The sequence below is a fragment of the Mesorhizobium sp. CO1-1-11 genome, assembly GCF_020164995.1.
GTDB classification, from domain to species: domain Bacteria; phylum Pseudomonadota; class Alphaproteobacteria; order Rhizobiales; family Rhizobiaceae; genus Mesorhizobium; species Mesorhizobium australicum.
The window spans coordinates 67986-92730 of sequence record NZ_JAIUHE010000020.1 but is presented as its reverse complement, the minus strand read 5'-3'; the positions used below and the strand labels follow the sequence as shown (position 1 = coordinate 92730).

The following is a 24745-nucleotide window of genomic DNA, read 5'->3' as shown; positions in this document are numbered from 1 at the left end:
TTACTTCTTCAATTGGTCGCGCAAGGCGGCGAGCTTGGCGAAGGGTGAGTCCGGATCGAAACGCACCGGGCGCTCCTCGCGCGGCTTGGGCTGGAAAGCGGGCTTTCCGCCGCGATCGGCACCCTTGCCTTCCGGCCTGCCGCCCTTCCAGTCTGGCCGCCCTTCTCGGCGCTCGGGACGCTCGCCCTGCGGGCGGCCGTCGCGGCGCTCAGCGCCCTCAGCTTGCGGCTTGGGCTTGAACTTCGAGCGGTCGAAGCGCGGCTTTCCGGCGCCGTCGCGGCGCCCTTCGTGCGCGGGACGGTCCGCGGGCGCGGCTGCTGCCTGTTCGCCGCCGGCCGGCGCGTTGCTTCGGCCGCGCGCCTGTCCGTTTTGCGGCCGGTTGTTGCGGCCGTCGCGATGACGCGGACGCTGGTCGAAGCGACCTTGGCGCCACAGCAGGATCGGCTTTGGAGCTTCGGCTTCCGGCACGGGTTCGCCGGCGGCTTCCGCCACGGCAGCCGGTTCGGCGGCTTCCGTCAACGCGGAGGCTTCGACGGCGGGCTCCGCCGCTGCGGTTTCCTCCGTGGGTGCCGCGTCTACCTCGGCAGTTTCAGGTTCGGCCCGCGGCTCAACCGGCGCCGGCTCGGCGGCTTCAACAGCGGCTTCGGCTACAGGTTCCTCCGCAACTTCAGCGGTGGCTTCCGCCTGCTCTTGCGCGACAGCTTCCACCGGCGCGTCGGCGGCGACTTCTGCTGGAACCTCCGTCTCCACGTCGGTTGCCGCATCCGGCACCAGTTCGGCTCCCTCGGCGGCCGACTCTTCCGCCGCCTTGGCTTGTTCCGCGCGGGCTGCTTCTTCGGCTGCCTGCCTGGCCGCGGCGGCTTCCCGCGCGGCATTGTCCTGCGCTTCCAGCCGTGCCTTGACTTCCGCGGCCGGCTTCGGCTCGGCGCGATAGCCAAGACCCTTGAGGATCTCTTCCATGTCGTCGGCGGTGGCGCCAAGGATCGACATCATCGGCGGCGTCACCATGAAGGACTGGCCGTCATAGGCGCCGTCCGGACGCTGGCCAAGGCCGGGCTTCCAGTTGGTCGCCGGGCGGATCAGGTCGGCCAGCCGCTCCAGAATGTCGATGCGCACGGCGCGGCGGCCGAGATTGCGGTAGCCAGCGAGCTTGTAGAAGGCCTTGTCGAAGGCCGGGTCGATGACAACAGAGGTGCGGCCCGACGCCAGCGCGTGGACGACGTCGCCGAAGCCTGGCTTGTCCTTGCCGTCGTTCTTCAACGCCCACAGCAGCGTCACCAGCCCGGCGGGTGCCGGCTTGATCAGCGCCGGCACGAACACGTGGTAGGCGCCGAAGCGGACGCCAAGCCGGCGCAGCGCCGCGCGGCCTTCCTGGTCCAAGGATTTCATCTCTTCGGCGATGTCACGACGGTTGATGAGGCCGAAATTCTCGACCAGCTGGAAAGCGATGCCACGGCCGATGCCGGAAATCTGCTCGGCGTTTTTCAGATCGACCAGCGGCTTCAACAACGACTCGATCTGGAAATTGACGAAGCGTTCGGCTCGCGCCGCGACCTTGTCGCGCGCCGGACCCGTCAGCTGTTCGTCAGCCAGCAACACCAGGCGCGGCTTCAGCGCGTCTTCGCCCGAGACCAGCGTGCCTATCGGCGCGCCGATCCAGCGCAGCGTGCCGTCCGAACCGAGCGCGAGATCGCCATTGGCGCAGGCGCCGAAGCGCTCCGCGCGTGCCTCGAACTCGGCGGCAAGCGCTTTTTGCGCGGCAGTGCGCACGGCCTTGGCGTCTTCGCCGCCGGCGGTCTGGTCGGCGGTGAAGCGGAACCCTTGCAACTCGCCGACATGATGGCCTTCGACAAGGACGGTTCCGGTAGGACTGATTTCGGCTTCAGGCATGGTATTTTCTCTAAGGCGCCGCATGAGGACGGAAGTCCTGCGGTCTACGAAGCGTTTCGTCAACCGCTCATGCAGCGCATCCGACAATCTGTCTTCGATTTCGCGCGTCTTTTCCTGCCAGTGTGCCTGATCGGCCAGCCAGCCGGGCCGGTTCGACACGAATGTCCAGGTGCGGATCTGGGCGATGCGGTGCGACAGCGTGTCGATGTCGCCCTCGGTGGTGTCGGCGCGGCGCACCTGTTCGGCCATGTAGTTCTCGTCGACATGGCCCTGCCGGGCGAGATCCATGTAGATCGAGGCGATGAGGTCGGCATGCTGGGCAGGCGCGATCTTGCGATAGTCGGGCAGGGCGCAGGCTTCCCACAGCAGCGCCACGCGCTTGGCGTTGGTGGCGAGCGCGCGGATGTCTTCGTCGCGGGAGAGATGTTCGAGCGCTTGCGCATCGACGGCCGGCAGCGCGCGTGTCAGACCCTCGACCGGGGCGTTGGTCTCGATCGAGCGCTTCAGCGCATCGAGGCTGGCGAAATCGAATTGGGCGGTGCGCCACTGCAGCACCTTCACCGGGTCGAAGTCATGGCCCTCGATCTTCTGGACCAGGTCCTCGTCCAGCGGATCGACCTGGCCGGTGACGCCGAACGTGCCATCGCGCAGATGCCGGCCGGCGCGGCCGGCGATCTGGCCGAGCTCCGCCGCCGTCAGATTGCGGTAGTGGTAGCCGTCGAACTTGCGGTTCTGGGCGAAGGCGACATGGTCGAGGTCGAGGTTGAGGCCCATGCCGATCGCGTCGGTGGCAATGAGATAGTCGACATCGCCCGACTGGAACAGCGCCACCTGGGCGTTGCGGGTGCGGGGCGACAGCGCCCCGAGCACGACGGCCGCACCACCCTGCTGGCGGCGGATGAGTTCGGCGATGGCATAGACCTCGTCGGCGGAGAAGGCAACGATCGCGGTGCGCCTGGGCAAGCGGGTCAGTTTCTTGGAGCCGGCATAGGCCAGATGCGACAGCCGCGGCCGCGTCACCACGGAGATGCCTTTCAGCAGCCGCTGGAGAATGCCGTGCATGGTGGCCGCGCCAAGCAGCAGCGTCTCCTGGCGGCCGCGCAGATGCAGGATGCGGTCGGTGAAGATATGGCCGCGCTCGAGGTCGCCGGCCAGTTGCACCTCGTCGATGGCAACAAAGGCGGCGTCGGTTTCACGCGGCATGGCTTCGACGGTGCAGACCGAATATCTGGCGCCCGGCGGCTGGATCTTCTCCTCGCCGGTGATCAGCGCCACTTTGTTGGCACCGACCTTTTCGCAGACGCGCGTGTAGACCTCGCGGGCCAGCAGCCTCAGCGGCAGGCCGATGACACCGGTTTCGTGCGCCACCATGCGCTCGATGGCGAGATGGGTCTTGCCGGTGTTGGTCGGCCCAAGCACGGCGGTCACGTCGCGGCCCGACAGGATCAGCGGCTCGGTGTGTTTCGGCTGGATGTTCATCGGCTCGGAAATAAGGCTTTCTGGCCTCTCGTGGTCGGGAGCGTGCCAGGACGGCGCGTATGACAGCCGACACATAGGGATTTCGGGCGCGAAGCGAAAGCAGAATGTTCCGGCAGGGTTCCGGAGACGCCCGTCTCACTCCGCAAATCAGCCCCTGCTTAACAGTTGGAACGAGTCTGGAACGAATCAGCGACGAATCGGCGACTCCGTCAGATTCAGCTTTTGTTCACGGCTAGATATGGATTTTGTTTCCACGAGTCTCACCACATGCTGAATCGCCGAACTGGCCCGTTTTATGCTGGGCGGGTCCTTCCGTTAACTTTCGCCGGGAACGATGAGGGCGATACGGTGCGCGCCCCGTTAAACTTATGAAACTGTTAATCTTTCTAAACTCGACGTTAAAGAATAGCAGCTTATCGCGGCCATTAATCTTAACATTGGGCTCAAAGCCGGAACGAATCGGCGACAAAGCAGCGCCGGCCGTATTTTCTCTTTTTGTTCCCCCAATATCTTGTGTTGTGAACAGCTTATCCACCGAGAATCCACAGGCTTGATCACAGGGTTCGCACAGACGCGCCTACCGGCATTAAGCTTTGCGTGCCGGATTGGGGCATTGCGTCACAGCGGCGTCTTCCAAGAGTCAGGCGCCATTTGGAAGCGGACCGATTTTCCGGTCCGCTTATCGCAGGGTACGCATGAATCCGCAGCGTTGGACTGCGCGAGCAGACGTCTCAGACGAAGTACTGGCCGCCATTGGCGGTGAGGGTCGAGCCGGTGATGAAACCGGCATCTTGCGAAGCGAGGAAGACCACGCAGCGCGCGATCTCTTCCGGTTCGCCAAGGCGACCCACGGGGATTTGCGGGATGATGCGCTCGTTGAGCACCTTTTCGTCGATTGCCTTGACCATCTCGGTGGCGATGTAGCCAGGGCAGATGACGTTGACGGTGATGCCCGCGCGGGCGCCTTCCTGGGCGAGCGCCTTCGAGAAGCCGATGTCGCCGGCCTTGGCGGCGGAGTAATTGACCTGACCGGCCTGGCCCTTCTGGCCGTTGATCGAGGAGATGGTGATGACGCGGCCGAACTTGCGGTCGCGCATGCCGCCCCACAGCGGATGGGTCATGTTGAAGACACCGGACAGATTGGTATCGATCACCTCTTTCCACTGCTCGCGGGTGATCTTGTGGAACATGGCGTCGCGGGTGATGCCGGCATTGTTGACCAGCACCGAGACAGGGCCGAGGTCGGCCTCGACTTGTTTGATACCGGCCGCGCAAGCGTCATAGTCGGCGACCGACCATTTGTAGACCGGAATGCCGGTCTGCGCCTTGAACTTCGCCGCCGCCTCGTCATTGCCGGCGTAGTTCGCGGCAACCGAATAGCCGGCGTTCTTCAAAGCGATCGAGATCGCCGCGCCGATGCCACGCGATCCACCCGTGACGATTGCAACCTTGGTCATGCATTTCCCCTTTTGAAATCGCCCTGTTGTCGGGCTTGGCAGGCACTGGATTTACGACAGGCACCACATGTGAAACGGGCGGCTTGCGCCGCCCGTCCAAAGTCTATCAGAAAGCCTCCACGCACATGGCGACGCCCATGCCGCCGCCGATGCATAGGGTGGCCAGCCCCTTCTTGGCGCCGCGCCGGCGCATTTCGAAGACCAGCGTGTTGAAGATGCGGGCGCCCGAGGCGCCGATCGGGTGGCCGATGGCGATGGCGCCGCCATTGACGTTGACGATCGAGGGATCCCAGCCCATGTCCTTGTTGACGGCGCAGGCCTGTGCGGCGAACGCCTCATTGGCCTCGACAAGGTCGAGATCCCCTGCCGACCAACCGGCCCGTTCCAAGGCCTTGCGTGAAGCGGGAATGGGTCCGGTGCCCATGATCGCCGGATCGACGCCGGCGGTCGCCCAGGAGGCGATGCGCGCCAGCGGGGTGATGCCACGCCTTGCGGCTTCCGCTTCGCTCATCAGCAGCGCGCCGGCGGCACCGTCATTGATGCCGGAGGCATTGGCGGCGGTCACCGTGCCATCCTTGTCGAAGGCCGGCTTCAGCTTGGTCATGGCATCGATCGTGGCGCCGTGGCGGATGTATTCGTCCTGATCGACAACCGTATCGCCCTTCTTGCCCTTGATGGTGAAGGCGACGATCTCGTCCTTGAACTTGCCCGCCTTCTGCGCGGCCTCGGCCTTGTTCTGGGAGGCCAGTGCGAACTGGTCCTGGTCGTCGCGGGTGATCTGGAACTGGCGGGCGACGTTCTCGGCGGTGTTGCCCATGTGGTAGCCATTGAAGGCGTCCCACAGCCCGTCCTTGATCATGGTGTCGATCATCTTGTAGTCGCCCATCTTGACGCCGGCGCGCAGGTGCTCGGCGTGCGGCGACAGCGACATCGATTCCTGGCCGCCGGCAATGATTACCTTGGCGTCGCCGGTGGCGATCTGCTGCATGCCGAGCGCGATGGCGCGCAGGCCCGAACCGCAAACCTGGTTGAGGCCCCAGGCGGTGGTCTCCTTGGGCAGTCCGGCAAGGATCGAGGCCTGGCGGGCCGGGTTCTGGCCTTGCGCCGCGGTCAGCACCTGGCCGAGGATGACCTCGTCGATCTCGGCCGGTTCGACCCCGGCACGCGCCAAAAGTTCCTGCACGACGACGGCGCCGAGCTCATGCGCGGGCGTGGCGGCGAAGGCGCCGTTGAAGGAGCCTACAGCCGTGCGCGCGGCGCTGGCAATGACAATGGAAGCGGACATTTTCTTCTCCAGACTTCAAGGGTGTTGTTGTGCCGTTGAGGACTTTTTTGCCCTTTCCCACCCCCAAGTCAAACCGGAAATCGGCATGGCGCCGATGCGCCGCAAGCGGGCCGCGCATCGTGGTGTCGGCGGTCCGGTCGCTGCCGCGCAGCATATTTTGCCTGCTATGCAGCATTATATGATCCCGCAGTGCACAAACTGCTTGGAATTGTAGGGCTTTTGCGCATATCCTCAAAAAGGGCGCAATCGTTACCGGCTGCTTACTCAGGCGTGCCGGGATCCGGGGAGGATGCAGATGGCCGCAAAAGACGACCCTATCATTATCAAGAAATACGCCAATCGCCGCCTCTATAATACGGGGACGAGTACGTATGTGACGCTCGAGGATCTGGCCGAGATGGTCAAGAAGGGCGAGGAGTTCACCGTCCAGGACGCCAAGACCGGCGACGACATCACGCATCCGGTGCTGACCCAGATCATCTTCGAGCTGGAGAACAAGGACGGGCAGAACATGCTGCCGATCCCGTTCCTGCGCCAGCTGATCGCCTTCTACGGCGACCAGATGCAGATGATCGTGCCGAGTTTCCTCGAGCAATCGATGATCGCCTTCTCCAAGGAACAAGAGCGGTTCCGCGAGCAGATGAAGGGCGCCATCGGCAAGTCGCCACTGGACGTGATGAAGATGGCGACGCCGATCAAGGCGCTGGAAGAACAGACGCGCCGAAACATGGAAATGTTCCAGAACGCGATGCGGCTGTTCACGCCTTTTCCGCCCGCCGGCTCGGCACCGGCAGCGGCCCCCGCCGAGCCGGCCAGGAAGGAAGCGCCGGAGAAGTCCGACGATCTGCAGCAGTTGAAGGACCAGATCGCGGCCATGCAGCGCAAGCTCGATACGATGTCGTGAGCGCATAGCGCTCACGCGATTTACGGCAGCAATCCCTCATAGCGGCCGCGCGGCCGGATGATGCTGCCGGTCACGATCTGTTCGACCAGATGTGCCGCCCAGCCGACGCTGCGTCCAAGCGCGAAGAGGTGGAACGGTGCATCGCGCGGCAAGCCAAGGCTGCGCGCCAGCACGGCCAGGGCAAAATCGATATTCGGTTGGGCGCCGGTCGCCGCCATGGCGGCGGTTTCCAGCGACCGCAATGTTTCATCGGTGTTGTCGAAGGCCGCCAGAAGCGCCGTGGCCCGGGGATCGCCCTCGGGATAGAGCTGGTGGCCGAATCCCGGCAGTGGCCGGTCGTGGCCAAGCCAGTGCCGGATCGCGGCATCGGCACCATGCCGTCCCGCGTCTTCGGCGAGTTGCATCACGGCTTCGCCGGCGCCGCCGTGGCGGGGACCTGACAGTGTCGTCAGGCCGGCCAGCAGACAAGCGGCGGGCGAGGCTCCGGTCGAGGCGGCGACGCGGGCCGCGAAGGTCGACGCGTTGAGTTCGTGATCGGCAAGCAGCACAAGCGCACGCCGGATCGCATCCGCGCCTTCATCGTCCACCGACCAGCCCCGCGCCAATCGCTGGTGCACCGGTTCCGGCCCCGCCTCGGCACCGAGGGCGCTGGCCAGCACACCGATCGCGCGTGCGGCATCAGTGCACAGCGAGGCAGCATTTCGTCCAAGCGAAGACCGCGCCTGGCCGGCAAGCAAAGCGAGTTGCACGAACGCCTGGGCGCGGCCGGTCGGGCGCGGCGCATCTGGTGGCGATGCTTCGAAATGGACCGGGCCGGACAGAGCCCAGAGCAGTCCAGCGGTTTCTTCCAGCGTGGCATGGTCGGACAGCGCAACGGCATCCCGGCCCCGATAGATGAGGTTGCCGTGCCAGACGGTCGAGATCGCGGTGACGAGCGACGGCTCGCCCCAGGCGATCGCGCTTTCGGCAATGGCCGAGGGGCTGCGCCCGCGCGCCCTTCGCGTTGCCAGCGCCGCGATGTCGTCGGCGCGGTACTGGCTGCGGCGCGGATCGGCCCGATCCGGGCGCATGCCGATGCGGCCGCGGCTGACATAGGCATAGAGCGTCTGCGGCCTCACCCGGAGCCTTTCCAGCGCCTCTTCCCGCGACAACCATTCGGACATATCGAGCTCGGATATTGATTCTATTGATCAAGATTGATGCTTATGGCGCCCATCCTTATCTCCCACCAGGAAAAGCTTCAAGGAGACAAGGCCATGGCGAACGGGCTCGATGAGGTGGTGGCGGCCGAAACCGTGCTGTCCGACGTGGATGGCCTGGGCGGCCGCCTGACGATCCGAGGCCATTCGCTTGGGGACTTGGCTGGACGATGGAGTTACGCCCGGGTCGTCCGCCTGCTGCTGGACGGCTTCTTCGACGATCTGTCCGGTGACGCCGAACTGGCGGCAAGGTTAGGCGGGGCACGCACCGAGGTCTTCGACCGGCTCGCGCCTTCGCTGCGCCTGCTGGCGCCGCTCGAAATCTACAGCGCCATGCGCGCCGGCATGGCCTTGCTGCCGGATGGCGAAACGCTGGCGGACGCCTTGCGGCTGATCGCTGCGCCGGCGGTGCTGACGCCGGCCTTGCTGCGCCTGCGGCGCGGCGAGCAGCCGATCGCACCCGACGGCAAGGCGGATCATGCCACCGACATGTTGCGGATGCTCAGGGGATCGGTCCCGTCGCCGGCATTGGCAAACGCGCTCGACACCTATCTGGTGACCGTTTGCGATCATGGCCTCAATGCCTCGACCTTCGCCACCCGCGTCGTCGCTTCGACCCTGGCGGGCCTGACATCGTCGGTGCTGGCCGGGCTTGGAGCGCTCAAGGGGCCGCTGCATGGCGGCGCGCCCGGCCCGGTCATCGAGATGCTCGACGCCATCGCCGCGCATGGCGATGCGGCCACCTGGCTGCGCGACGAGATCGCGCATGGCGAACGCATCATGGGCTTCGGTCACCGCATCTACCGCGTGCGCGATCCGCGTGCCGATGTCCTGAAAGCGGTGGTGCGCAAGCTTGGCGGTGAGGGCGACACCGGCAGGCGGCTGGCTTTCGCCGAGACGGTCGAGCAAACCGCGCTCGACGTGCTCCGGGTCGCCAAGCCGCAGCGTTCGCTGCAGACCAATGTCGAATTCTACACCGCACTGGTGCTGGAGGCGGCAGGGTTTCCGCCCGAGGCGTTCAGCAATGTCTTCGCAGCCGGACGCGTCGCCGGGTGGGTTGCGCACGCGCGCGAGCAGCAGACCACCGGACGGCTGATCCGTCCGCAGTCACGCTATATCGGGCCTGTGCCGGACCTCGTCGCCTAGCTCCCATTTGCCTGGCTTCATGTCTGTTTCGAAAGCCGCGGTCTCTCCGCATGCAGCGATTGGCTTTCGCATGACCGAAATTTCATGTGATCACGCGAGCGTGTTCGTGTTCTTGCCTTGGCCCATCCTTATATGCTGCACTGCAACATAAGCTGGCGATAGCTGCTTCCTTCGAATGACGTGGGGGCGGGCCGGCGAATCAGGATGACAGGAACGCCATGACGAAGAACGGCAAGGCGGAGGAAAAGAAGAAGATCAACATCGCTCTCCAGGGTGGCGGCTCGCATGGCGCCTTTTCCTGGGGCGTGCTCGACCGGCTGCTGGAGGATGGCAGGCTGGAGATATCGGCGGTGTCCGGTACCAGTGCCGGCGCGATGAACGCTGTGGCGCTGGCTGACGGTTTTGTCACAGGCGGGGTCGAGGGCGCGCGCAAGAAGCTGGACGATTTCTGGCGCGCGGTGGCGGCGAAGGGACGGTTCAGCCCGGTGCAACGCATGCCGTGGGATGTCGCCTGGGGCAATTGGTCGATCGAGAACACGCCGGGTTATGTCTTCTTCGACACCATGTCGCGGGTATTCTCGCCCTATGTCGCCAACCCGCTCGGCCTCAATCCGCTGCGCGACGTCGTCGCGCAGGAGATCGATTTCGGGAATGTCCATGCCTGCAAGCCGATGGAACTGTTCATCTCCGCCACCAATGTCGAGACAGGGCAGTTGCGAGTGTTTTCCGACGGCGAGATCGATCTCGACACAGTGATGGCCTCGGCCTGCCTGCCGCAATTGTTCCGTGCTGTCGAGATCAAGGGCGTGCCCTATTGGGATGGTGGCTATGGCGGCAATCCGGCGCTCTATCCGTTCTTCAAGACGGCGGCGACCGAGGACGTGCTTCTGGTGCAGATCAACCCGGTGGTGCGCGAGGGAACACCGAGAAGCGCCAACGAGATCCAGAACCGCATCGACGAGATCACCTTCAATGCCGGGCTGCTGCGCGAATTCCGCTCGATCGCCTTCGTCAAGGAACTGATCGCCGCCGGGCGTCTGCCGCATGGCGAATACCGGGACATCCGCATGCACCGCATCGATGCCGACGAGGCGTTCAAGGGCCTGTCGGCATCCTCGAAGGTCAATGCCGAATGGGCCTTCCTGACCTATCTGCGCGACCTCGGCCGCACCGCCGCCAGCGACTGGCTTGAAGAGAATTACGCTGCCGTCGGCAAGCATGCCACGCTCGATCTCTCGGGCGAACTCGACGACGGTTTCAAGCCGGTCCGCGGTCCAGCACCGGGCCGTCGCGTGAAGGAGTTTCTCGCCGTTCGCAAGAATCCGGAGGCAGAGCGCCGTCGGGCCTGAGCCCGCCGGCGGCATGGCGGGGTCTCCGCAGCAGCGCGTAGTCCAGCGCTGCTGGCGTGACAGCAACCTTGGCGTGCGGAAGAGCCGTCATCATGCTGACGCCTGTTGCCACCAACGGTCAGATGACGCCGGGCGGAAGACGTCCGAAGGGATCGGGCGCAATGCTCGACCCGAATTGCGAATGGGACGAAACACACCCGGTGTTCCCGCACCTGTCTCGTGCCGAGCCCTATGTCGCGCGTATCGCGACGCGATGGTCCAAGGCGTAAGAATGCGGGCGCGTTGAGTTTTTCAGCATCAGGTTCGACCTCGGGGCCTTGGCGGCGGCAAACCTGACCTGAAAGGTTGCCGTGCCTTTTTTTCGAACAATTCCAGCCCTTTAATCGAGTGTTATGGTGTCTCGATCATTGCCCCTCGCCGATCACACTGACGCGGATCGTCGGTTTGTGCCTGCACTTCGATCGGCGACGCAATGCGGATCGCGGCTATATTTCGGAGACGACCGGACGGGCCTGTGGCGAGCCGCGCTGGTCTCCGGTGGACGATGTTTCAGAGCCGGATCGTGAGCCGGCGGCCGGCTTCACCAAGTAGCCTGGCAAGTGACGAAGTACCGTTTCATGGCGGCCACACCTTGTTCGGCTACGCAATGCTGCTGCAACTTTGGGGCTATATTGCGATGCAACTTTGATGTAGAAGCGCGCTCGCCGATCACGGCAATTTGAACACGGTCGAGCGCGCACCCATATCGGCGACGCGCACGCGTCATCAGACGCGGTGCTGGCCGAACCCGCAGTGGAAAAATGACGATGCCTAAAATCAGGTTTCACAAGCTTGCAGCCATTGTTGTGCTCATCGGTTTCGCGGCGTGGATGGCGACAGGCGAGTTCTCGTCGGTCGGCAGCGTAGCGGCGAACAAGGCCAAGGCAGCCGAAGCCGAGCAGGGCAAGACGCCGGACGCGAGCAAGCCGAAGACGGCGGAAGCCGAACCGAAAGCCCCGCTGCGTACCGTCGCTGTGGTGACGCCGCCGCGAAAGACCTATGCGCGCGCCATCCGCATTTCCGGGCTGACCGAAGCCGACAAGCGCGCGGTGCTGGCAACCCGCGTCGCCGGCGTCATCGACAAGCTGCCGGTCAAGCAGGGCGACCACGTCAACACCGGCGACCTGGTGCTGATGCTCGCCGCCGAGGAAAAGATCTCGATGGTCGACAACGCCAAGCAGCTTGTGGCGCAGCGCAAGGCCGAACTCGACGCCGCCGAGCGTCTGGCCAAGACAGGCAATTTGCCGAAGCTGCAGCTCGACACCGCCCGCTCCAACCTGACCCAGGCGCAATCGCAGCTGGACACCGCACAGGCCGAGCTCGACCGCAACGAAGTGAAGGCGCCGTTCGACGGCGTCATCGACCGGGTGCCGGTGGAACTCGGCAGCTCCGTCATGCAGGGCAGCGAGGTGGCGACGATCCTCAAGCTCGATCCGGTGATCGCGCGCGGCGAAATCAGCGAGCGCGACCTCGGCTATCTCAAGATCGGCGACAAGGCCAGCGTTCGGCTGGTCAGCGGCCAGACCGTCGAAGGCACCGTGCGCTACATCAGCCGCGACGCCTCGTCGGCGACCCGTACCTTCCGTGTCGAGATTGCCATCCCCAATGCCGATGGCTCGGTGCCTGCCGGCATGACGGCCGAAATCCAGCTCAGCGCGCTGCCGACCGACGCGGTGCTTTTGCCGCGCTCGGTGGTGACGCTCGGCGACAAGGGCGACCTCGGCATCCGTGCCGTCGGCAAGGACAACAAGGTGGCGTTCTTCCCGATCGATCTGGTCGACGATACGCCGACCGGTCTCGTGCTTGGCGGCATCCCGGCCGATGCGCGCATCATCGTTGCCGGCCAGGAACTGGTGAAGGAAGGCGACGAGGTCCATCCGGTCGAGGCCGACCAGGCTACCATCAACAAGTTGATCGGCGAAGCCACCGCCGGGACGCAGTAGCGCATGGGCGCCGGCGCCGGGCCTTGTCCGGCGACAGCATGTCCGTTCGCCACTCCCGAAAGCAACAGCAGGCATAAGTCATGGATATCGTCAGACTCGCAATCAACAATGCCCGCCTGACCATCTCGGTCCTGGTCTTCCTGCTGATTGCAGGCTGGGTCGCCTATCAATCGACACCGAAGGAAGCGGAACCCGACGTTCCGATTCCGATGATGTATGTCAGCCTGATCTATCAAGGCATTTCGCCGGAGGATTCCGAGCGTCTTCTGCTGCGGCCGATGGAAAGCAAGTTGAAAAGCCTGAAGGGCCTCAAGGAGATGCGCTCGGCCGCCTTCCAGGGCGGCGGCTACGTTCTGGTCGAGTTCCAGCCGCAGACGAACCTGGCGACGGCACTGCAGGACACCCGCTCCAAGGTGCAGGACGGCAAGGCCGACCTGCCGCAGGCGGCCGAGGAGCCTGTCGTCACCGAGGTCAACATTTCCGAATTTCCGGTGCTCGTCGTCACGCTGTCCGGCGAATTGCCCGAACGCGTGCTGGCGGCCGCGGCGCGCGAACTGCGTGATCGTATCGAGGAAGTGCCCGGCGTGCTCGAAGGCTCGTTGCAGGGCTCGCGCGACGATCTGGTCGAGGTCGTCATCGATCCGATGAAGCTGTCGTCCTATGGCCTGCAGCTCGACCAGCTGATCGGCGCTGTCGGTGCTTCCAACAGCCTGGTCGCCGCCGGCAATATCGAGGGCTCGGAAGGCAAATATGCCGTCAAGGTGCCGTCGCTGATCGAGACACCCGAGGATGTGGCGGCACTTCCCGTGGTCGCCGGGCCCAATGCCGTGGTGCAGGCTAAGGACATCGCGACGATACGCTCGACCTTCGCCGACGCGACGACGATCACACGCCTCAACGGCAAGCCGGCCATCGCCATCGAAGTCAAGAAGCGCATCGGCGCCAATCTGATCGATACGCTGACCAAGGTCAGGGAGGTGTCCGATACCTTCGTCAAGACGATGCCCGAGGGCATGCACGTCACCTACACGCAGGACAAGTCAGTCTTCGTCAACCAGCTGCTGGGTGACCTACAGAACCACGTGATGATCGCCGTCATCCTGGTGTTCATCGTCATCCTCTACGCGCTGTCCGGCCGTGCCTCGCTGCTCATCGGCCTGGCCATCCCCTCGTCGTTCCTGATCGGCATCCTGCTGCTTGCCATGATGGGCTACACGATCAACATGATCGTGCTGTTCAGCCTCATCCTGGCGGTCGGTATGCTGGTCGACGACGCCATCATCGTCACCGAGTTCGCCGAACGACGGATGAGCGAAGGCATGCCGAAGCAGGAAGCCTTCGCGCTTGCCGCCAAGCGCATGGCCGGCCCGGTCATCGCCGCGACGATGACGCGTATCGCCGCCTTCTCGCCGCTGTTGTTCTGGCCCGGCATCATCGGCGATTTCATGAAGTACATGCCGATCACGCTGATCGTCACGCTGTCGGCCTCGATGCTCTATGCGCTGGTCTTCGCGCCGACGCTGGGCGCTATATTCGCCAAGGCGCCGCAGCATCACGAGGATGGCAATCGCGACGGCTGGTACATGGCTGTCGTCAAGCAGGCGGTGCGCTTTCCCATCACCGTGATGGTGCTCACCGTCGTCTTGCTGACCGGTATTTTCGTTGGCTATTCAAAGTACGGTGCCGGCGTCGAGTTTTTCCCGAGCGTCGAACCTGACTACGGCCTGCTTTACGTGCATGCCCGCGGCAACCTTTCGCTGGCCGAAATGGATACGGCGACCAAGATCGCCGAGAGCCGGTTGCTCGGGTGGCCTGGCGTGAAGTCGGTCTACACCCGCGTCGGCAAGACGCAGGGCGGCGGCCAGGACGTGCCCGAGGACGTCGTCGGCGTCATCCAGTACGAATTCATCGACTGGCGCGAACGCAAGTCCGCCAACCAGATCCTAAGCGATCTGCGCGGCGTGATGGCCGGCATTCCCGGGGTCGACGTGGAGGTGCGCGTGCCGGAAGCCGGTCCGCCGACCGGCAAACCGATCCAGATCAGGCTATCGGCCGTCGATCCAGCCGGCCTCGACGACAAGGCGCGCGCCGTCGCGGCGCGTATCGCCAAGGTGCCGGGCGTCATCGATATTTCCGATGGCCTGCCGCCGCCCGGTGTCGACTGGGCTCTCGAGGTCGACCGCGCCAAGGCCGCGCAATACGGCATCAGCCCGACTTCGGTCGGCACCGTGGTGCAGCTGGTGACGAACGGACTGAAGCTCTCCGAATACCGGCCTGCTGGTGCCGATGACGCCGTCGACATCCGCCTGCGTCTTCCGGAAGACCGGCGCACGCTGTCGACGCTGGACGAGCTCAGGGTGCAGACCTCGCAAGGGTCGGTGCCGATCTCAAACTTCGTCGTGCGCAAACCCGAGCCGACGGTCGGCATCCTCAACCGCATCGACGGTGCCCGAACCGTGGTGGTGCAGGCCAATGTTGCCGCCGGCCAACAGGTCGCGGCAGTCCAGCAGCAGGTCACTCAGGCCGTCACCGATATGAATCTGGGCAGCGGAATACGCTGGAAGCTCGCCGGATCGAACGAGGACAGCGCGGAAGCCAGCGCCTTCCTCAGCAAGGCCTTCGGCGCGGCGATCTTCCTGATCTTCTTGGTGCTGCTGGCGCAGTTCAACAAGTTCACCAGCGTATGGTTGGTGCTGTCCTGCGTGGTCATGGCGACAATCGGCGTGTTCCTTGGACTGCTGATCACGGGCGAGACGTTCGGCATCGTCATGTCGGGCATTGGCGTCATCGCGCTGGCCGGCGTGGTGGTGAACAACAACATCGTGTTGATCGACACCTACGACCGGTTGCGTGAGGAGGGCTGGGACAAGATGGACGCGGTGCTGCAGACCTGCCGCGAGCGTGCGCGACCGGTTGTGCTGACGGCGGTGTCGGCGATTCTCGGCGTGCTGCCGATCGCCTTCGGCCTTGGGCTCGAAATCTTCCATCACGAGACGACGATCAATGCGCCGTCGACGCAATGGTGGATTTCGCTGTCCTCCGCGATCGTCTTCGGCCTGTCCTTCGCCACCATTCTCACGCTGGTTGTGACGCCGTCGATGCTGATGGTGTTCACCCGCGCCAAGGTCAAGCCCGGCGCGCGACGCGGCTTAATCAGCCGTCTCTTCCGGCGCGGCCAGGGCGAGATATCGTCCCAAGGGCCTCTGGCAGATGTCGGCGCCGAGCCGGCAGTCAGCTTCCCGAAGGCGGCGGAATAGAGCGTTTCGCAGGCCAAGCAACAAAGGCCGTCCGGGAACAACCGGGCGGCCTTTTGCATTGTTCCCTCGAATGCAACCAGACGGCGAGGGCTCAAAATGACGATCAGCACACTTCTCGTTATCATCCTGATCCTGATCCTGATCGGCGCTGTGCCGGCATGGCCGCATTCGCGCTCTTGGGGCTACGGACCATCGGGCATTGTCGGCGTCATCCTGGTCGTGGTGCTGATCCTGCTTGTGCTGGGCAGGATCTGACCGGCAACGATTTCGCCGCCGGACCTTACCGAGCGCAGCCGTTCTCACCTGCCAGCAAGCTCGATCAGGCGGCCTGGCGACGGGTGGGCGACGGCGATGCCGATATCCTGCAAGGCTTTGTTCACCGCCTGATCGAGCGGCGTATGCGGGATTTCGCCGATGATGCCTGCCAGCCGCGTCGAGGCCAGCCGGTGCGGCTCGAAGCGCAGGTATGACATCGAGACGATCTCTCGCCACATCGCCACGAACGGGCTGCCGGCGCGCAGCACCCACCAAGGCATGGAAGTCATCTTGAGTTGATGGCCGATGGCGTTCTCGGCGGCCACCTTGATCTCGAGATCGGTGACGGCATGGCCTGGAAAGTTCAGCGCCTCATAGAAGCCGAGCTTGTCGAGATTGCGGGCCAGCGCGACGAAACCGACGGCGAAATCCGGCAAATAGGCCCATTCATGCACGAGGTCGGCCGGACCGGGCGCGGTGTAGATGCCCTTGTTGATCTTGGCGGCGACGATCAGGTCAAACCAGGAGCCGCTGCCGGTGCCGCCGAAGAAATCGCCGGCCCGCAGAACAATGGTGCGCACCCGTCTGGCCTCGGCCTCACGGCGGAACAGATCCTCCATGGCACAGCGGATGCGGCCCTTCTCGGTCGTCGGATGGAACGGCGTGTCTTCCGATATCACCGCCGGCATAGGCGAGCCGTAATTGTAGACGGTGCCGGGGAAGAGATGCTGCGCACCGTTGGCATGGCAGGCGGCCATGACATTTTCGGCCATTGGCAGGCATTTGCCCCAGTCTGTGTAGATCGGGTTGAGGCCGTTGAAGATGATGTCGACGCCCTCGGTGGCCTGGATCAGCGATTGACGGTCCAGCGCATCGCCGGCAACCGCCGTGGCGCCCTCAAGCTCGGCCGGCACCATGCCGGTACGGGTGACGGCGCGGACGTCGAAGCCGGCGTCGATGAAGGCCTTGGCAACCACGCGACCGAGCCGGCCATTGGCGCCGAGAATTGCGATCTTGGTCATTCTTCGTCTCCTTATTTGTTTTCAAGTGCGGGGTTTGCCTAGAAGCGACGGGACGAGCCCGCCGCTTCTGGATTTTCGAGGGCCGCCGTTCACCGGCTGCCGAAGAGGTCGCGGTTGCTGCCCTGGACGGCTGGCTTCTGATTGGTCGCCTCGGATTTGCTGATCGACGTGGTGGTCACATTGTCGGTGGTGACGACGGTTGGCTGGCTGGCATTGTCCGAGCCGAACTTGTCGCTGCCGGCGAAAGCCGTGTTGGCGGCGATGAAGAGGGCGGCGGTTGCGATTGCGATCTTGGTCATTGTATTACTCCTGATTGGTTGTTGCAGTCGGTATCGGTGTTTGCAGGGTGAATATGATCGCTTCATCGATGAATTAAAATTGACTACGAATGCAGTTTTGATATTCATTATTGAATGGAAGACGTTGACTGGAACCTGATCAAGAGCTTTGTCACCGTGGCGGAAACCGGCAGCCTGTCGGCCGCGGCGCGAAAGCTGTCGGCAAGCCAGCCGACGCTTGGCCGTCACATCGGCGAGTTGGAACAGGCGCTCGGCGTCACGCTTTTCCGGCGCGGCCGAAGCGGCTATGCGCTGACCGAAGCGGGAGCCACGCTGTTCGAGCGCGGCAAGACGGTGAGCGAGCAGGCAAGCGCCTTTTCACGGCTCGCTCTGGGTTCGGTCGAGGCGATCGAAGGCACAGTGCGCATCGCGGCCAGTGAGGTGGTAGCGGCCTATGTGCTGCCCGACATGATGGCGCGGCTCGGCGTCGACGAGCCCGGCATCGAGGTCGAGATCGTTGCCTCGAACCAGGTCGAGAACCTGCTGCGCAGGGATGCCGACATTGCCATCCGCATGGTCAAGCCGGCGCAGAACGAACTGGTGGCGCGCAAGGTCTGCGATATCGCACTCTGCGCCTGCGCGGCCATATCCTATCTCGACAGGTGCGGGCGCCCGGTGGGGCCGGCCGACCTCGTCAATCACGCCCTGATCGGCTTCGATCGCAGCGACGAGATGATCCGGGCCTTTTCCCAGTATGGCATCCCGGTCACCCGAAACAGCTTTCGTTTCAGGGCCGACAATCAGATCGTGCTTTGGGAAGCCGTGCGGGCGGGAAACGGCGTTGGTCTTGGCCAGGAGCCGCTGGCAGACCGCGATCCGCTGGTCGAAAAAGTGTTGCCCGGCCTGCCCTTGCCTGCCCTGCCGGTATGGCTGGCCATGCATCGCGACGTGCGCACCAGCGTGCGCGTCCGCCGCGTGGCTGATTTTCTCCACGAGGAATTGAAGCACTATTCGGCAGGGGCGGCATCCGGAGCGAATTCGGCGCGGTGAGCCAAACCGGCCATCAGCAAGACGACGATCAGCAGAGCCGACATGGCGATGAAGATCGGGCCGAAGCTGGAATGCTCGGCGACGAAGCCGATCGCCGACGGCGCCACCAGAATACCGGAATAGCCCATGGTGGTGACGACGCTCATGCCGGTGCCCGACGACATGCCCTCCTGGTTGCCGCCGGCGGAAAAGATGATCGGCACCATGTTGGCGATGCCGAAGCCGCAAAGCGCAAAGGCTGATATGGCGAGCCAAGGCGAAGGTGACAGGCCGGCGATCAGCATGCCGGCGGCCGCGACGATGGCCGAGCCGCGCAGTGTCATCACCGCGCCGAAGCGGTTGCGGACGCCATCGCCGAAAAAGCGCATGATCGCCATGACGCCGGAGAAGGCGGCATAGGCAAGACCGGCGACGGCGAGGTCGGCGCCGAGTTCCTGCCGCAGATACAGCGCCGCCCAATCGAGCACCGCGCCCTCTGAAATCATCGTCAACAGGGCCATCAGGCCGATGAGGTAGACCAATGGGTTTGCCGGCAGAGCGAATTTATGATGCTCGACCGCCTGCGGTTTGTTTTCGGCCACGATGTGGGGCACCGCCGCCGCGATTGCCGCGAAGGCAAGCACGGTCACCACCGCGGCATGGGCGAGGTGGCCATAGGTCTGGATGGCGAAGCCGCCGAGGGCGCCGCCGGCGAAACCGCCGAGGCTCCAGAAGCCGTGCGACGAGGACATGATGGCGCGCCCCAGCCGCCGTTCCACCACCACCGCATTCGCATTCATGGCGACATCCATGCCGCCGATGGAGCCGCCGAATATGAACATGGCGATGGCCGCCAGCGGCACGTCGGGTGCCAGCGCCACGACCAGCAGGCCGAGGCTGCCGCACAGGCCGAACCAGCGCAGCACGGTGCGCGAGCCGTGTTTGGAGATCAGGTGGCCGCACCATGTCATGGCGGTGACCGCGCCGGCGCCGAACAAAAGGATCAGCAGGCCGAGCGTGAATTTCGAGATGTCCAGCCGGGTCAGGAAGACAGGAATCTGCGGCGCCCAGCTGCCGGTCAGGAAACCATTGGCGAGGAAAATGGCCGCCACGGCCCATCGCCCGCGAATGGCAGTCTGCATGGCGTTCGAAGCGTTCATGGCACGAATCCGGTCAGAAAATGGCTTTGCGCGGCAAATTAGATCGATTCAATTTTCAGTCAAGCGCTGTTGTGGGAAAGCATTTGGGCTAAACGGGCTCAGTGATCCTTGGGGCGCCGTGCTTCGAATTCCGCCTTCTTGGCGTCCGAAGCCTCTATCTGGTTGAGCGCCTGCCATTGCGCATAGGGCATGCCGTAGACGATCTCGCGCGATTGCTCTTTGCCGAGCTCGACGCCTTCGGCATTGGCTGCTTCGCGGTACCAGTTCGACAGGCAGTTGCGGCAGAAGCCGGCGAGGTTCATCAGATCGATGTTCTGCACGTCGCCCCGTTCACGCAAATGCTCGACCAGTCGCCGAAAGGCGGCGGCCTCGAAGTCGCGCTTCTGTTCGTTGCTGAGTTCGGTCATCGAAACCTCCGTCATAGCGGCCCGGTCCGCGAGCCGAACATCTTTACCGCATGTATATCGGGACGGCGGTCGATCGCGTCAACGATCGGTGCGAGCCGCCCGGCCCAGGCGACAATGCCCTTCTGGTCCGCTATCAGATCCTGGCGGATTTCGATCAGCGCGTGGGCATAGCCATTGACGATGGCGTGCCTGAACATGGTGTCGCCGCGCAACGCGCCATCATACGGTTCGTTGTCGCCAACCACGAGTTGTTTGTCCTCGGCCAGCATATCGATCAGCGGTCGCGCCACCCGGTCGTCCTTGTCCCACAGGATACCGACATGCCACGGACGTTGCTTGCCCTGCATGGCAGGGGTGAAGGAATGCACCGAGAAGATGAAAGGCGCTTGCCCTGAAGCCTGCGCGACTGACGCAATCATGGCGCCGACCGCGTCGTGATAAGGGCGGTAGAAGCGATCGAGCCGCCTTTCGCGTTCCTCCTGCGCCAGGGGATAATTTCCGGGAATGATGGTGCCGTCGTAAAGCTGGCGAATGAGTGTTGGATCGTCCTCGCCTCGGTTGGGGTCGATCAGCAGCCGCGAGAAATTGGCGAGCACCGCCGGCGCATCGAGCAGGGCCGCCAGTTCGCGCGTCACAGCTTCGGCGCCAATGTCATAGGCGATATGGCGGTCGAATTCGGCCGCCGGCAGCCCCAGGCTGCCATATTCTTCCGGCAGGTCGCGGCGGGCGTGATCCGCCAGAAGCACGATGCCTCGCTTGCGGTCGCCCTCGACGATGTCGAAGGGCGCGAAAACTGTGGATCGGGTCATTGGCGGAAAATGGTCGTTCGCTGGCCTTCGGGGAGGATGCTATCGTCATTCCACGAAGACGACGTGTACGCAATGCCGTTGTTTAGCCAAGGTTTCCCGGGAAATCTGGCACGGGGCGACGGTCGTGCGCCGGGAGCCTTCCTAAATCGATTGGAATTGGTCAAAACGGCGCGTTGACATGCGCCCGGACTTTTCCGAAAAGGGGCGCAGAGAGATGCTGATGTGGTTCTTGAGGGGTTTTAGGATGGGTTCCGACGGCGGGCAGCGCGCGCGCTTTGCCTTAGCCATGCCGCTCCTGACGCTCGCCGTGGGACTGTCAGCGATGGTCACAGCTTCACCGGCGCGCGCCGACTTTCGCGTCTGCAACGCCACGCAGAACCTGGTCGGCGTCGGTATCGGCTATCGGGCCAAGGCCGGCTGGATCACCGAGGGCTGGTGGCACATCGAGGGATCGAGTTGCAAGACGTTGATCGAAGGACCGCTGTCATCAAGGTTTTACTATCTTTATGCAGAAGACGCCGAGCGCGGTGGACGCTGGGACGGCCCGATCAACATGTGCGTGGCTGAAAAAGAGTTCAAGATTGCCGGCGTAAGCGACTGCGTCGCCAGGGGCTTCCAGCGCGCCGGATTCCAGGAATATGACACGGGCGAGCAGGCAAGCTGGATGGTCCAGCTCACCGACGAGCCCGCAACGGGAGGCGCTCCAGCCGCCCCGGGAACGAATAGTCAATGAGACGTAGCCGCAAGGTCAAGATCCTAGCCACAATCGGTCCGGCATCTTCCTCCGAGGAGATGCTGAAAAAGCTGTTCGAAGCCGGCGCCGATGTGTTCCGCATCAATATGAGCCATACCGATCATGAGCTGATGCGCACGCTGGTCGCCCGCATCCGCGCGGTCGAGGAAAAAGTTGGCAGGCCGATCGGCATCCTGGCCGACCTGCAGGGCCCGAAGCTGCGCGTCGGCAAGTTCGCCAATGGCAAGGAAGTCTTGACGCTGGGCCAGACCTTCACGCTCGACGACAATCCCGAGCCCGGCACCTCGACAAGGGTCTACCTGCCGCATCCTGAAATCCTGAGCTCGGTCGAGGCTGGCCATCGCCTCCTGATCGACGACGGCAAGCTCGAACTGAAGGCGGTAAAGAGCGACGGCAAGTCGATCGTCTGCACCGTTATTGCCGGCACCACCATTTCCGACAAGAAGGGCGTCAGCCTGCCAGATACCGACCTGCCGGTCGGCGCGCTGACCGAGAAGGACCGCAAGGACCTCGACGCGGTGCTCGCCACGGGCGTCGACTGGGTCGCGCTGTCCTTCGTGCAGCGGCCGGAAGATCTGGCCGAGGCGCGCAAGATCGCCCGTGGCCGGGCGCTGATCATGGCCAAGATGGAAAAACCGCAGGCCGTGGCCCGGCTGGCCGAGATCATCGAACTGTCCGACGCGCTGATGGTCGCCCGCGGCGATCTCGGCGTCGAAATGCCGTTGGAGGCGGTGCCCGGCATCCAGAAGCAGATCACGCGCGCCGCGCGCCGTGCCGGCAAGCCGGTGGTGGTCGCCACGCAGATGCTGGAATCGATGATCACCGCCCCTGTGCCGACCCGCGCCGAAGTGTCCGACGTTTCGATCGCCGTCTTCGAAGGCGCCGACGCGATCATGCTGTCGGCGGAATCGGCGGCGGGCGCCTATCCGGTCGAAGCGGTGGCGATGATGAACCGCATCGCCGCCAAGGTCGAAACCGATCCGACGTATGCCGGCATCATCAACGCACAGCGTTCGGAGCCGGAAGCGACCGGCGCCGATGCCATTTCGCTGGCCGCCCGCGAGATCGCCGAGACGCTGAAACTGTCGGCGATCATCACCTACACGGCATCGGGCACCACCGGCCTGCGCGCCGCGCGCGAGCGTCCGCAGGTGCCGATCATCGCGCTGTCGCCGATCCTCAACACGGCGCGACGGTTGTCGCTTTTATGGGGCACGCATTGCGTCGTCTCGCCCGATGCCACCGATCTCGACGATATGGTCAACCGCGCCTGCCGCATCGCGCTGGAAGAAGACTTCGGCAAGCCGGGCGACCGGGTCATCATCACCGCAGGCGTGCCGCTACGGACTCCGGGATCGACCAACATGCTGCGCATCGCCTATGTCGGATCGGAAACAGCCGGCCGGTAGTCGGCCCCCAGCGTCGTTGCAGTCCTGAGCGCTCTTACCGCGGCTTCCGCGTGGTTTTTTCGCTGGAGGAACCGTCGCGCGCGAGGAATGGGGTCATGCAGATACTGATCCGGGCCGAGCATCTTTCGCCGGTTGAGTTCGGTCTTATCGAGCAGATCGAAATCCACTTTCGCAATCGTGCAACGCCATCCGGCGTTGCGCGAAGCCCAGCTTCTTTCATGGTGTTCGAGCAACCGCTCTCGGGCGCAATAGCCATGATAGTCGAAAGCGATCAGGCCGTTCGTCACATAGATATGGTTTCCTGAAAAGCCTTCGTCAGGAATGATCCGTTCGCCGTAAAATCCCTCCAAAGGCGGATGCTTGAGGAAGGTGCCGGCGAGAATGGCGCATGCCCCGTGACCGAAGAAGATGCGATCCGGCAGCGCCCATCGCTTTTCCGGATTTCTCTTTATGCCGTGTTTCAGGACGTACATGCCGCTCTGATCCCAATGGCGGGCTGCGGTGGCCGTTTTCGGATGGCACGCATCAGGTCGGCGCGAGCTCCGCTTCAGGTTCTTTGATGTCGGCGCATTTGCCCGTGCCATACGTGTCGCCGGCAATCCGTGCCTCCACCGTCCTGGCGATTGCTTCCAGATCGATATCCTTGCCGCCGACTTTCTCGATGGCGCCGACGACGAGGTCGGAAGCGATCCAGTCCGGCTTATGACCGAGATTATGCACCCAGACGAGCTCGGCACCCGGGATGTCGCGCACCAGGCCGACGGAGTGGATCCGGGCATAGACGACCTTGTCGCGGTCGCCGGAGATGACCACGGTCGGGGCCGTGATCTCTTTGTAGTGCGGTGCGGCGGCGAGCGCATAGCGATAGAGGCCGGCAACGTCGGTGGCGTTGGCGCGAAAGGCCGACGGCCTCAGCACCAGCGGGATCGAGGTTGCGGCGAGATAATTGTCGGGCACCTTGTTGGGTGAGAAGACGCAGGTCGTGGCGTCCGCCATCCACAGCGTCCCGGCAGGATAGGTCAGCGTCTCGGAAAACAGCCGGCCGACCACCGGAATGGTGGTCAGGTCGTAGTACCAGGACGTCGCGCCGCCCGGCCAGGGATGGGTCGCCGGCGCCAGGAAGACCAGCCCGAGCGTCTTGTCCGCATGCTCGCGGCCGAAAGCCGCCGTCACCACGCCGCCGAAGGAATGGCCGACGATAATTGCCTTCTTGATGCCGAGACGGTCCATCAGGGCGGCGATGGTTGCGGCTTGCGCCGATGGGTCCTCATTGTTGCCTGGACCGCGGCCGGACCAGCCAAAACCAGGCCGGTCGAAGAACAGCATTTCGGCGCGGCCTTCAAGCAGCGGCCTGAGTGGCAGCATCTGGTCTTTCAAATTGGCGCTGGCGCCATGGATGAAGACGATCGGCGGCAGATCCGCACTGGCTGGGGCGGGGAGGTGGACGTAGTGGATGCGGGCACCGTCGATGTCGGCGAACGCCCCGACCGAAGGACCGCGGCGCTCGATCAGCCACGAGCCGGCGCGGGTGACGCCGACCAGGGCAAGGACAAGCGCCATCAGGAAGGCGAGCGCGGCATAGATCAGGTTCATGCAGGGATATACGGGGATGGAGGGGGATAAGTTGTGGGGTAGGGCAGTAGGGCTGGCTCCAGCGCCAGCGCCTAATGGCTA

At 64.0% G+C, this 24745-nt stretch carries 23 protein-coding genes; 11 read left to right on the top strand and 12 right to left on the bottom strand.

The annotated features are described in order from the left end of the window. The 4 genes from LB554_RS22695 to LB554_RS22680 form a co-directional block, all read right to left on the bottom strand. Positions 1 to 3369 (bottom strand): helicase-related protein, encoded by a 3369-nt coding sequence (locus tag LB554_RS22695; protein ID WP_224587064.1) that lies wholly within the window; start codon positions 3367 to 3369, stop codon positions 1 to 3. 232 nt (positions 3370 to 3601) lie between these two features. Beyond that, on the bottom strand, positions 3602 to 3904 hold the full coding sequence (locus tag LB554_RS22690) for a hypothetical protein (protein ID WP_140822543.1): 303 nt from the start codon (positions 3902 to 3904) through the stop codon (positions 3602 to 3604). Positions 3905 to 4100: 196 nt separating this feature from the next. Continuing rightward, a complete protein-coding gene (gene phbB / locus LB554_RS22685) occupies positions 4101 to 4826 on the bottom strand; it encodes an acetoacetyl-CoA reductase (protein WP_015315305.1) in 726 nt (241 codons plus the stop codon). A gap of 106 nt (positions 4827 to 4932) precedes the next feature. Further along, positions 4933 to 6111 (bottom strand): acetyl-CoA C-acetyltransferase, encoded by a 1179-nt coding sequence (locus LB554_RS22680; RefSeq protein WP_015315306.1) that lies wholly within the window; start codon positions 6109 to 6111, stop codon positions 4933 to 4935. Here LB554_RS22680 and LB554_RS22675 point away from each other — a divergent pair. Together LB554_RS22675 and phaR are read left to right on the top strand one after the other, a co-directional pair. Further along, positions 6098 to 6325, top strand: a complete 228-nt coding sequence (locus tag LB554_RS22675; RefSeq protein ID WP_140616661.1) for a hypothetical protein — start codon at positions 6098 to 6100, stop codon at positions 6323 to 6325. The genes LB554_RS22680 and LB554_RS22675 overlap by 14 nt on opposite strands. 81 nt (positions 6326 to 6406) lie before the next feature. Further along, on the top strand, positions 6407 to 7015 hold the full coding sequence (gene phaR / locus LB554_RS22670; RefSeq protein WP_015315307.1) for a polyhydroxyalkanoate synthesis repressor PhaR: 609 nt from the start codon (positions 6407 to 6409) through the stop codon (positions 7013 to 7015). Positions 7016 to 7035: 20 nt separating this feature from the next. Here phaR and LB554_RS22665 read toward each other — a convergent pair whose 3' ends face one another. Next, on the bottom strand, positions 7036 to 8178 hold the full coding sequence (locus LB554_RS22665; protein WP_140712630.1) for a citrate synthase: 1143 nt from the start codon (positions 8176 to 8178) through the stop codon (positions 7036 to 7038). 93 nt (positions 8179 to 8271) lie between these two features. On the opposite strand from LB554_RS22665, the gene LB554_RS22660 reads away from it, so the two are divergent. From LB554_RS22660 to LB554_RS22635, 6 genes are all read left to right on the top strand, one after another. Next, the gene (locus LB554_RS22660; RefSeq protein ID WP_224587048.1) at positions 8272 to 9360 is read left to right on the top strand and encodes a citrate synthase/methylcitrate synthase; all 1089 of its coding nucleotides are present in this window, start codon (positions 8272 to 8274) and stop codon (positions 9358 to 9360) included. Between the two features lie 218 nt (positions 9361 to 9578). Further along, positions 9579 to 10709 carry a patatin-like phospholipase family protein gene (locus tag LB554_RS22655; RefSeq protein ID WP_224587047.1) on the top strand — a complete coding sequence of 377 codons (1131 nt, stop codon included), beginning with the start codon at positions 9579 to 9581 and terminating at the stop codon, positions 10707 to 10709. A 92-nt stretch (positions 10710 to 10801) separates the two neighbouring features. After that, positions 10802 to 10978 (top strand): hypothetical protein, encoded by a 177-nt coding sequence (locus LB554_RS22650; RefSeq protein ID WP_181171150.1) that lies wholly within the window; start codon positions 10802 to 10804, stop codon positions 10976 to 10978. 537 nt (positions 10979 to 11515) lie between these two features. After that, positions 11516 to 12691, top strand: a complete 1176-nt coding sequence (locus LB554_RS22645) for an efflux RND transporter periplasmic adaptor subunit (protein WP_140874806.1) — start codon at positions 11516 to 11518, stop codon at positions 12689 to 12691. 80 nt (positions 12692 to 12771) lie between these two features. Continuing rightward, positions 12772 to 15948: an efflux RND transporter permease subunit gene (locus LB554_RS22640; RefSeq protein ID WP_224587044.1), complete on the top strand. Its 3177-nt coding sequence runs from the start codon at positions 12772 to 12774 to the stop codon at positions 15946 to 15948. 96 nt (positions 15949 to 16044) lie between these two features. Further along, complete coding sequence (locus LB554_RS22635) at positions 16045 to 16203, top strand: DUF3309 family protein (RefSeq protein WP_015315312.1); 159 nt, start codon at positions 16045 to 16047, stop codon at positions 16201 to 16203. A gap of 44 nt (positions 16204 to 16247) precedes the next feature. Here LB554_RS22635 and LB554_RS22630 read toward each other — a convergent pair whose 3' ends face one another. After that, positions 16248 to 17225 (bottom strand): SDR family oxidoreductase, encoded by a 978-nt coding sequence (locus LB554_RS22630; protein ID WP_224587043.1) that lies wholly within the window; start codon positions 17223 to 17225, stop codon positions 16248 to 16250. An 89-nt stretch (positions 17226 to 17314) separates the two neighbouring features. After that, the gene (locus tag LB554_RS22625; RefSeq protein ID WP_140712641.1) at positions 17315 to 17524 is read right to left on the bottom strand and encodes a DUF680 domain-containing protein; all 210 of its coding nucleotides are present in this window, start codon (positions 17522 to 17524) and stop codon (positions 17315 to 17317) included. A 114-nt stretch (positions 17525 to 17638) separates the two neighbouring features. Here LB554_RS22625 and LB554_RS22620 point away from each other — a divergent pair, with 114 nt between their 5' ends. Then, on the top strand, positions 17639 to 18553 hold the full coding sequence (locus tag LB554_RS22620) for a LysR family transcriptional regulator (RefSeq protein WP_224587041.1): 915 nt from the start codon (positions 17639 to 17641) through the stop codon (positions 18551 to 18553). Here the strand turns inward: LB554_RS22620 and LB554_RS22615 are convergent. The 3 genes from LB554_RS22615 to LB554_RS22605 all read right to left on the bottom strand — a co-directional run bounded on the left by LB554_RS22615 (position 18511) and on the right by LB554_RS22605 (position 20908). Next, positions 18511 to 19692 carry an MFS transporter gene (locus LB554_RS22615; RefSeq protein ID WP_015315316.1) on the bottom strand — a complete coding sequence of 394 codons (1182 nt, stop codon included), beginning with the start codon at positions 19690 to 19692 and terminating at the stop codon, positions 18511 to 18513. The genes LB554_RS22620 and LB554_RS22615 overlap by 43 nt on opposite strands. Positions 19693 to 19790: 98 nt before the next feature. Next, the gene (locus LB554_RS22610) at positions 19791 to 20099 is read right to left on the bottom strand and encodes a DUF1244 domain-containing protein (RefSeq protein ID WP_015315317.1); all 309 of its coding nucleotides are present in this window, start codon (positions 20097 to 20099) and stop codon (positions 19791 to 19793) included. Positions 20100 to 20110: 11 nt separating this feature from the next. Next, the gene (locus tag LB554_RS22605) at positions 20111 to 20908 is read right to left on the bottom strand and encodes an N-formylglutamate amidohydrolase (protein ID WP_224587039.1); all 798 of its coding nucleotides are present in this window, start codon (positions 20906 to 20908) and stop codon (positions 20111 to 20113) included. A gap of 286 nt (positions 20909 to 21194) precedes the next feature. Between LB554_RS22605 and LB554_RS22600 the strand changes: the two genes are divergently transcribed. Beyond that, on the top strand, positions 21195 to 21641 hold the full coding sequence (locus tag LB554_RS22600) for a DUF1036 domain-containing protein (protein ID WP_174361986.1): 447 nt from the start codon (positions 21195 to 21197) through the stop codon (positions 21639 to 21641). Then, positions 21638 to 23071 carry a pyruvate kinase gene (pyk, locus tag LB554_RS22595; RefSeq protein WP_224587036.1) on the top strand — a complete coding sequence of 478 codons (1434 nt, stop codon included), beginning with the start codon at positions 21638 to 21640 and terminating at the stop codon, positions 23069 to 23071. Before LB554_RS22600 ends, pyk begins: the two co-directional genes overlap by 4 nt. Here the strand turns inward: pyk and LB554_RS22590 are convergent. Together LB554_RS22590 and LB554_RS22585 are read right to left on the bottom strand one after the other, a co-directional pair. After that, positions 23041 to 23544, bottom strand: a complete 504-nt coding sequence (locus tag LB554_RS22590; protein ID WP_140616892.1) for a hypothetical protein — start codon at positions 23542 to 23544, stop codon at positions 23041 to 23043. The genes pyk and LB554_RS22590 overlap by 31 nt on opposite strands. A 52-nt stretch (positions 23545 to 23596) precedes the next feature. Beyond that, positions 23597 to 24664: an alpha/beta fold hydrolase gene (locus LB554_RS22585; RefSeq protein WP_224587027.1), complete on the bottom strand. Its 1068-nt coding sequence runs from the start codon at positions 24662 to 24664 to the stop codon at positions 23597 to 23599. Between the last annotated feature and the right edge of the window lie 81 nt (positions 24665 to 24745).

What these genes read in the sequence shown, in the direction of transcription:
- LB554_RS22695 (WP_224587064.1), bottom strand. Translation starts at nt 3,369, where the DNA reads ATGAACATCCAGCCGAAACACACCGAGCCGCTGATCCTGTCGGGCCGC.
- phbB (WP_015315305.1), bottom strand. Translation starts at nt 4,826, where the DNA reads ATGACCAAGGTTGCAATCGTCACGGGTGGATCGCGTGGCATCGGCGCG.
- LB554_RS22675 (WP_140616661.1), top strand. Translation starts at nt 6,098, where the DNA reads ATGGAAGCGGACATTTTCTTCTCCAGACTTCAAGGGTGTTGTTGTGCC.
- LB554_RS22680 (WP_015315306.1), bottom strand. Translation starts at nt 6,111, where the DNA reads ATGTCCGCTTCCATTGTCATTGCCAGCGCCGCGCGCACGGCTGTAGGC.
- phaR (WP_015315307.1), top strand. Translation starts at nt 6,407, where the DNA reads ATGGCCGCAAAAGACGACCCTATCATTATCAAGAAATACGCCAATCGC.
- LB554_RS22665 (WP_140712630.1), bottom strand. Translation starts at nt 8,178, where the DNA reads ATGTCCGAATGGTTGTCGCGGGAAGAGGCGCTGGAAAGGCTCCGGGTG.
- LB554_RS22660 (WP_224587048.1), top strand. Translation starts at nt 8,272, where the DNA reads ATGGCGAACGGGCTCGATGAGGTGGTGGCGGCCGAAACCGTGCTGTCC.
- LB554_RS22655 (WP_224587047.1), top strand. Translation starts at nt 9,579, where the DNA reads ATGACGAAGAACGGCAAGGCGGAGGAAAAGAAGAAGATCAACATCGCT.
- LB554_RS22650 (WP_181171150.1), top strand. Translation starts at nt 10,802, where the DNA reads ATGCTGACGCCTGTTGCCACCAACGGTCAGATGACGCCGGGCGGAAGA.
- LB554_RS22645 (WP_140874806.1), top strand. Translation starts at nt 11,516, where the DNA reads ATGCCTAAAATCAGGTTTCACAAGCTTGCAGCCATTGTTGTGCTCATC.
- LB554_RS22640 (WP_224587044.1), top strand. Translation starts at nt 12,772, where the DNA reads ATGGATATCGTCAGACTCGCAATCAACAATGCCCGCCTGACCATCTCG.
- LB554_RS22635 (WP_015315312.1), top strand. Translation starts at nt 16,045, where the DNA reads ATGACGATCAGCACACTTCTCGTTATCATCCTGATCCTGATCCTGATC.
- LB554_RS22630 (WP_224587043.1), bottom strand. Translation starts at nt 17,225, where the DNA reads ATGACCAAGATCGCAATTCTCGGCGCCAATGGCCGGCTCGGTCGCGTG.
- LB554_RS22625 (WP_140712641.1), bottom strand. Translation starts at nt 17,524, where the DNA reads ATGACCAAGATCGCAATCGCAACCGCCGCCCTCTTCATCGCCGCCAAC.
- LB554_RS22620 (WP_224587041.1), top strand. Translation starts at nt 17,639, where the DNA reads ATGGAAGACGTTGACTGGAACCTGATCAAGAGCTTTGTCACCGTGGCG.
- LB554_RS22615 (WP_015315316.1), bottom strand. Translation starts at nt 19,692, where the DNA reads ATGAACGCTTCGAACGCCATGCAGACTGCCATTCGCGGGCGATGGGCC.
- LB554_RS22610 (WP_015315317.1), bottom strand. Translation starts at nt 20,099, where the DNA reads ATGACCGAACTCAGCAACGAACAGAAGCGCGACTTCGAGGCCGCCGCC.
- LB554_RS22605 (WP_224587039.1), bottom strand. Translation starts at nt 20,908, where the DNA reads ATGACCCGATCCACAGTTTTCGCGCCCTTCGACATCGTCGAGGGCGAC.
- LB554_RS22600 (WP_174361986.1), top strand. Translation starts at nt 21,195, where the DNA reads ATGCCGCTCCTGACGCTCGCCGTGGGACTGTCAGCGATGGTCACAGCT.
- pyk (WP_224587036.1), top strand. Translation starts at nt 21,638, where the DNA reads ATGAGACGTAGCCGCAAGGTCAAGATCCTAGCCACAATCGGTCCGGCA.
- LB554_RS22590 (WP_140616892.1), bottom strand. Translation starts at nt 23,544, where the DNA reads ATGTACGTCCTGAAACACGGCATAAAGAGAAATCCGGAAAAGCGATGG.
- LB554_RS22585 (WP_224587027.1), bottom strand. Translation starts at nt 24,664, where the DNA reads ATGAACCTGATCTATGCCGCGCTCGCCTTCCTGATGGCGCTTGTCCTT.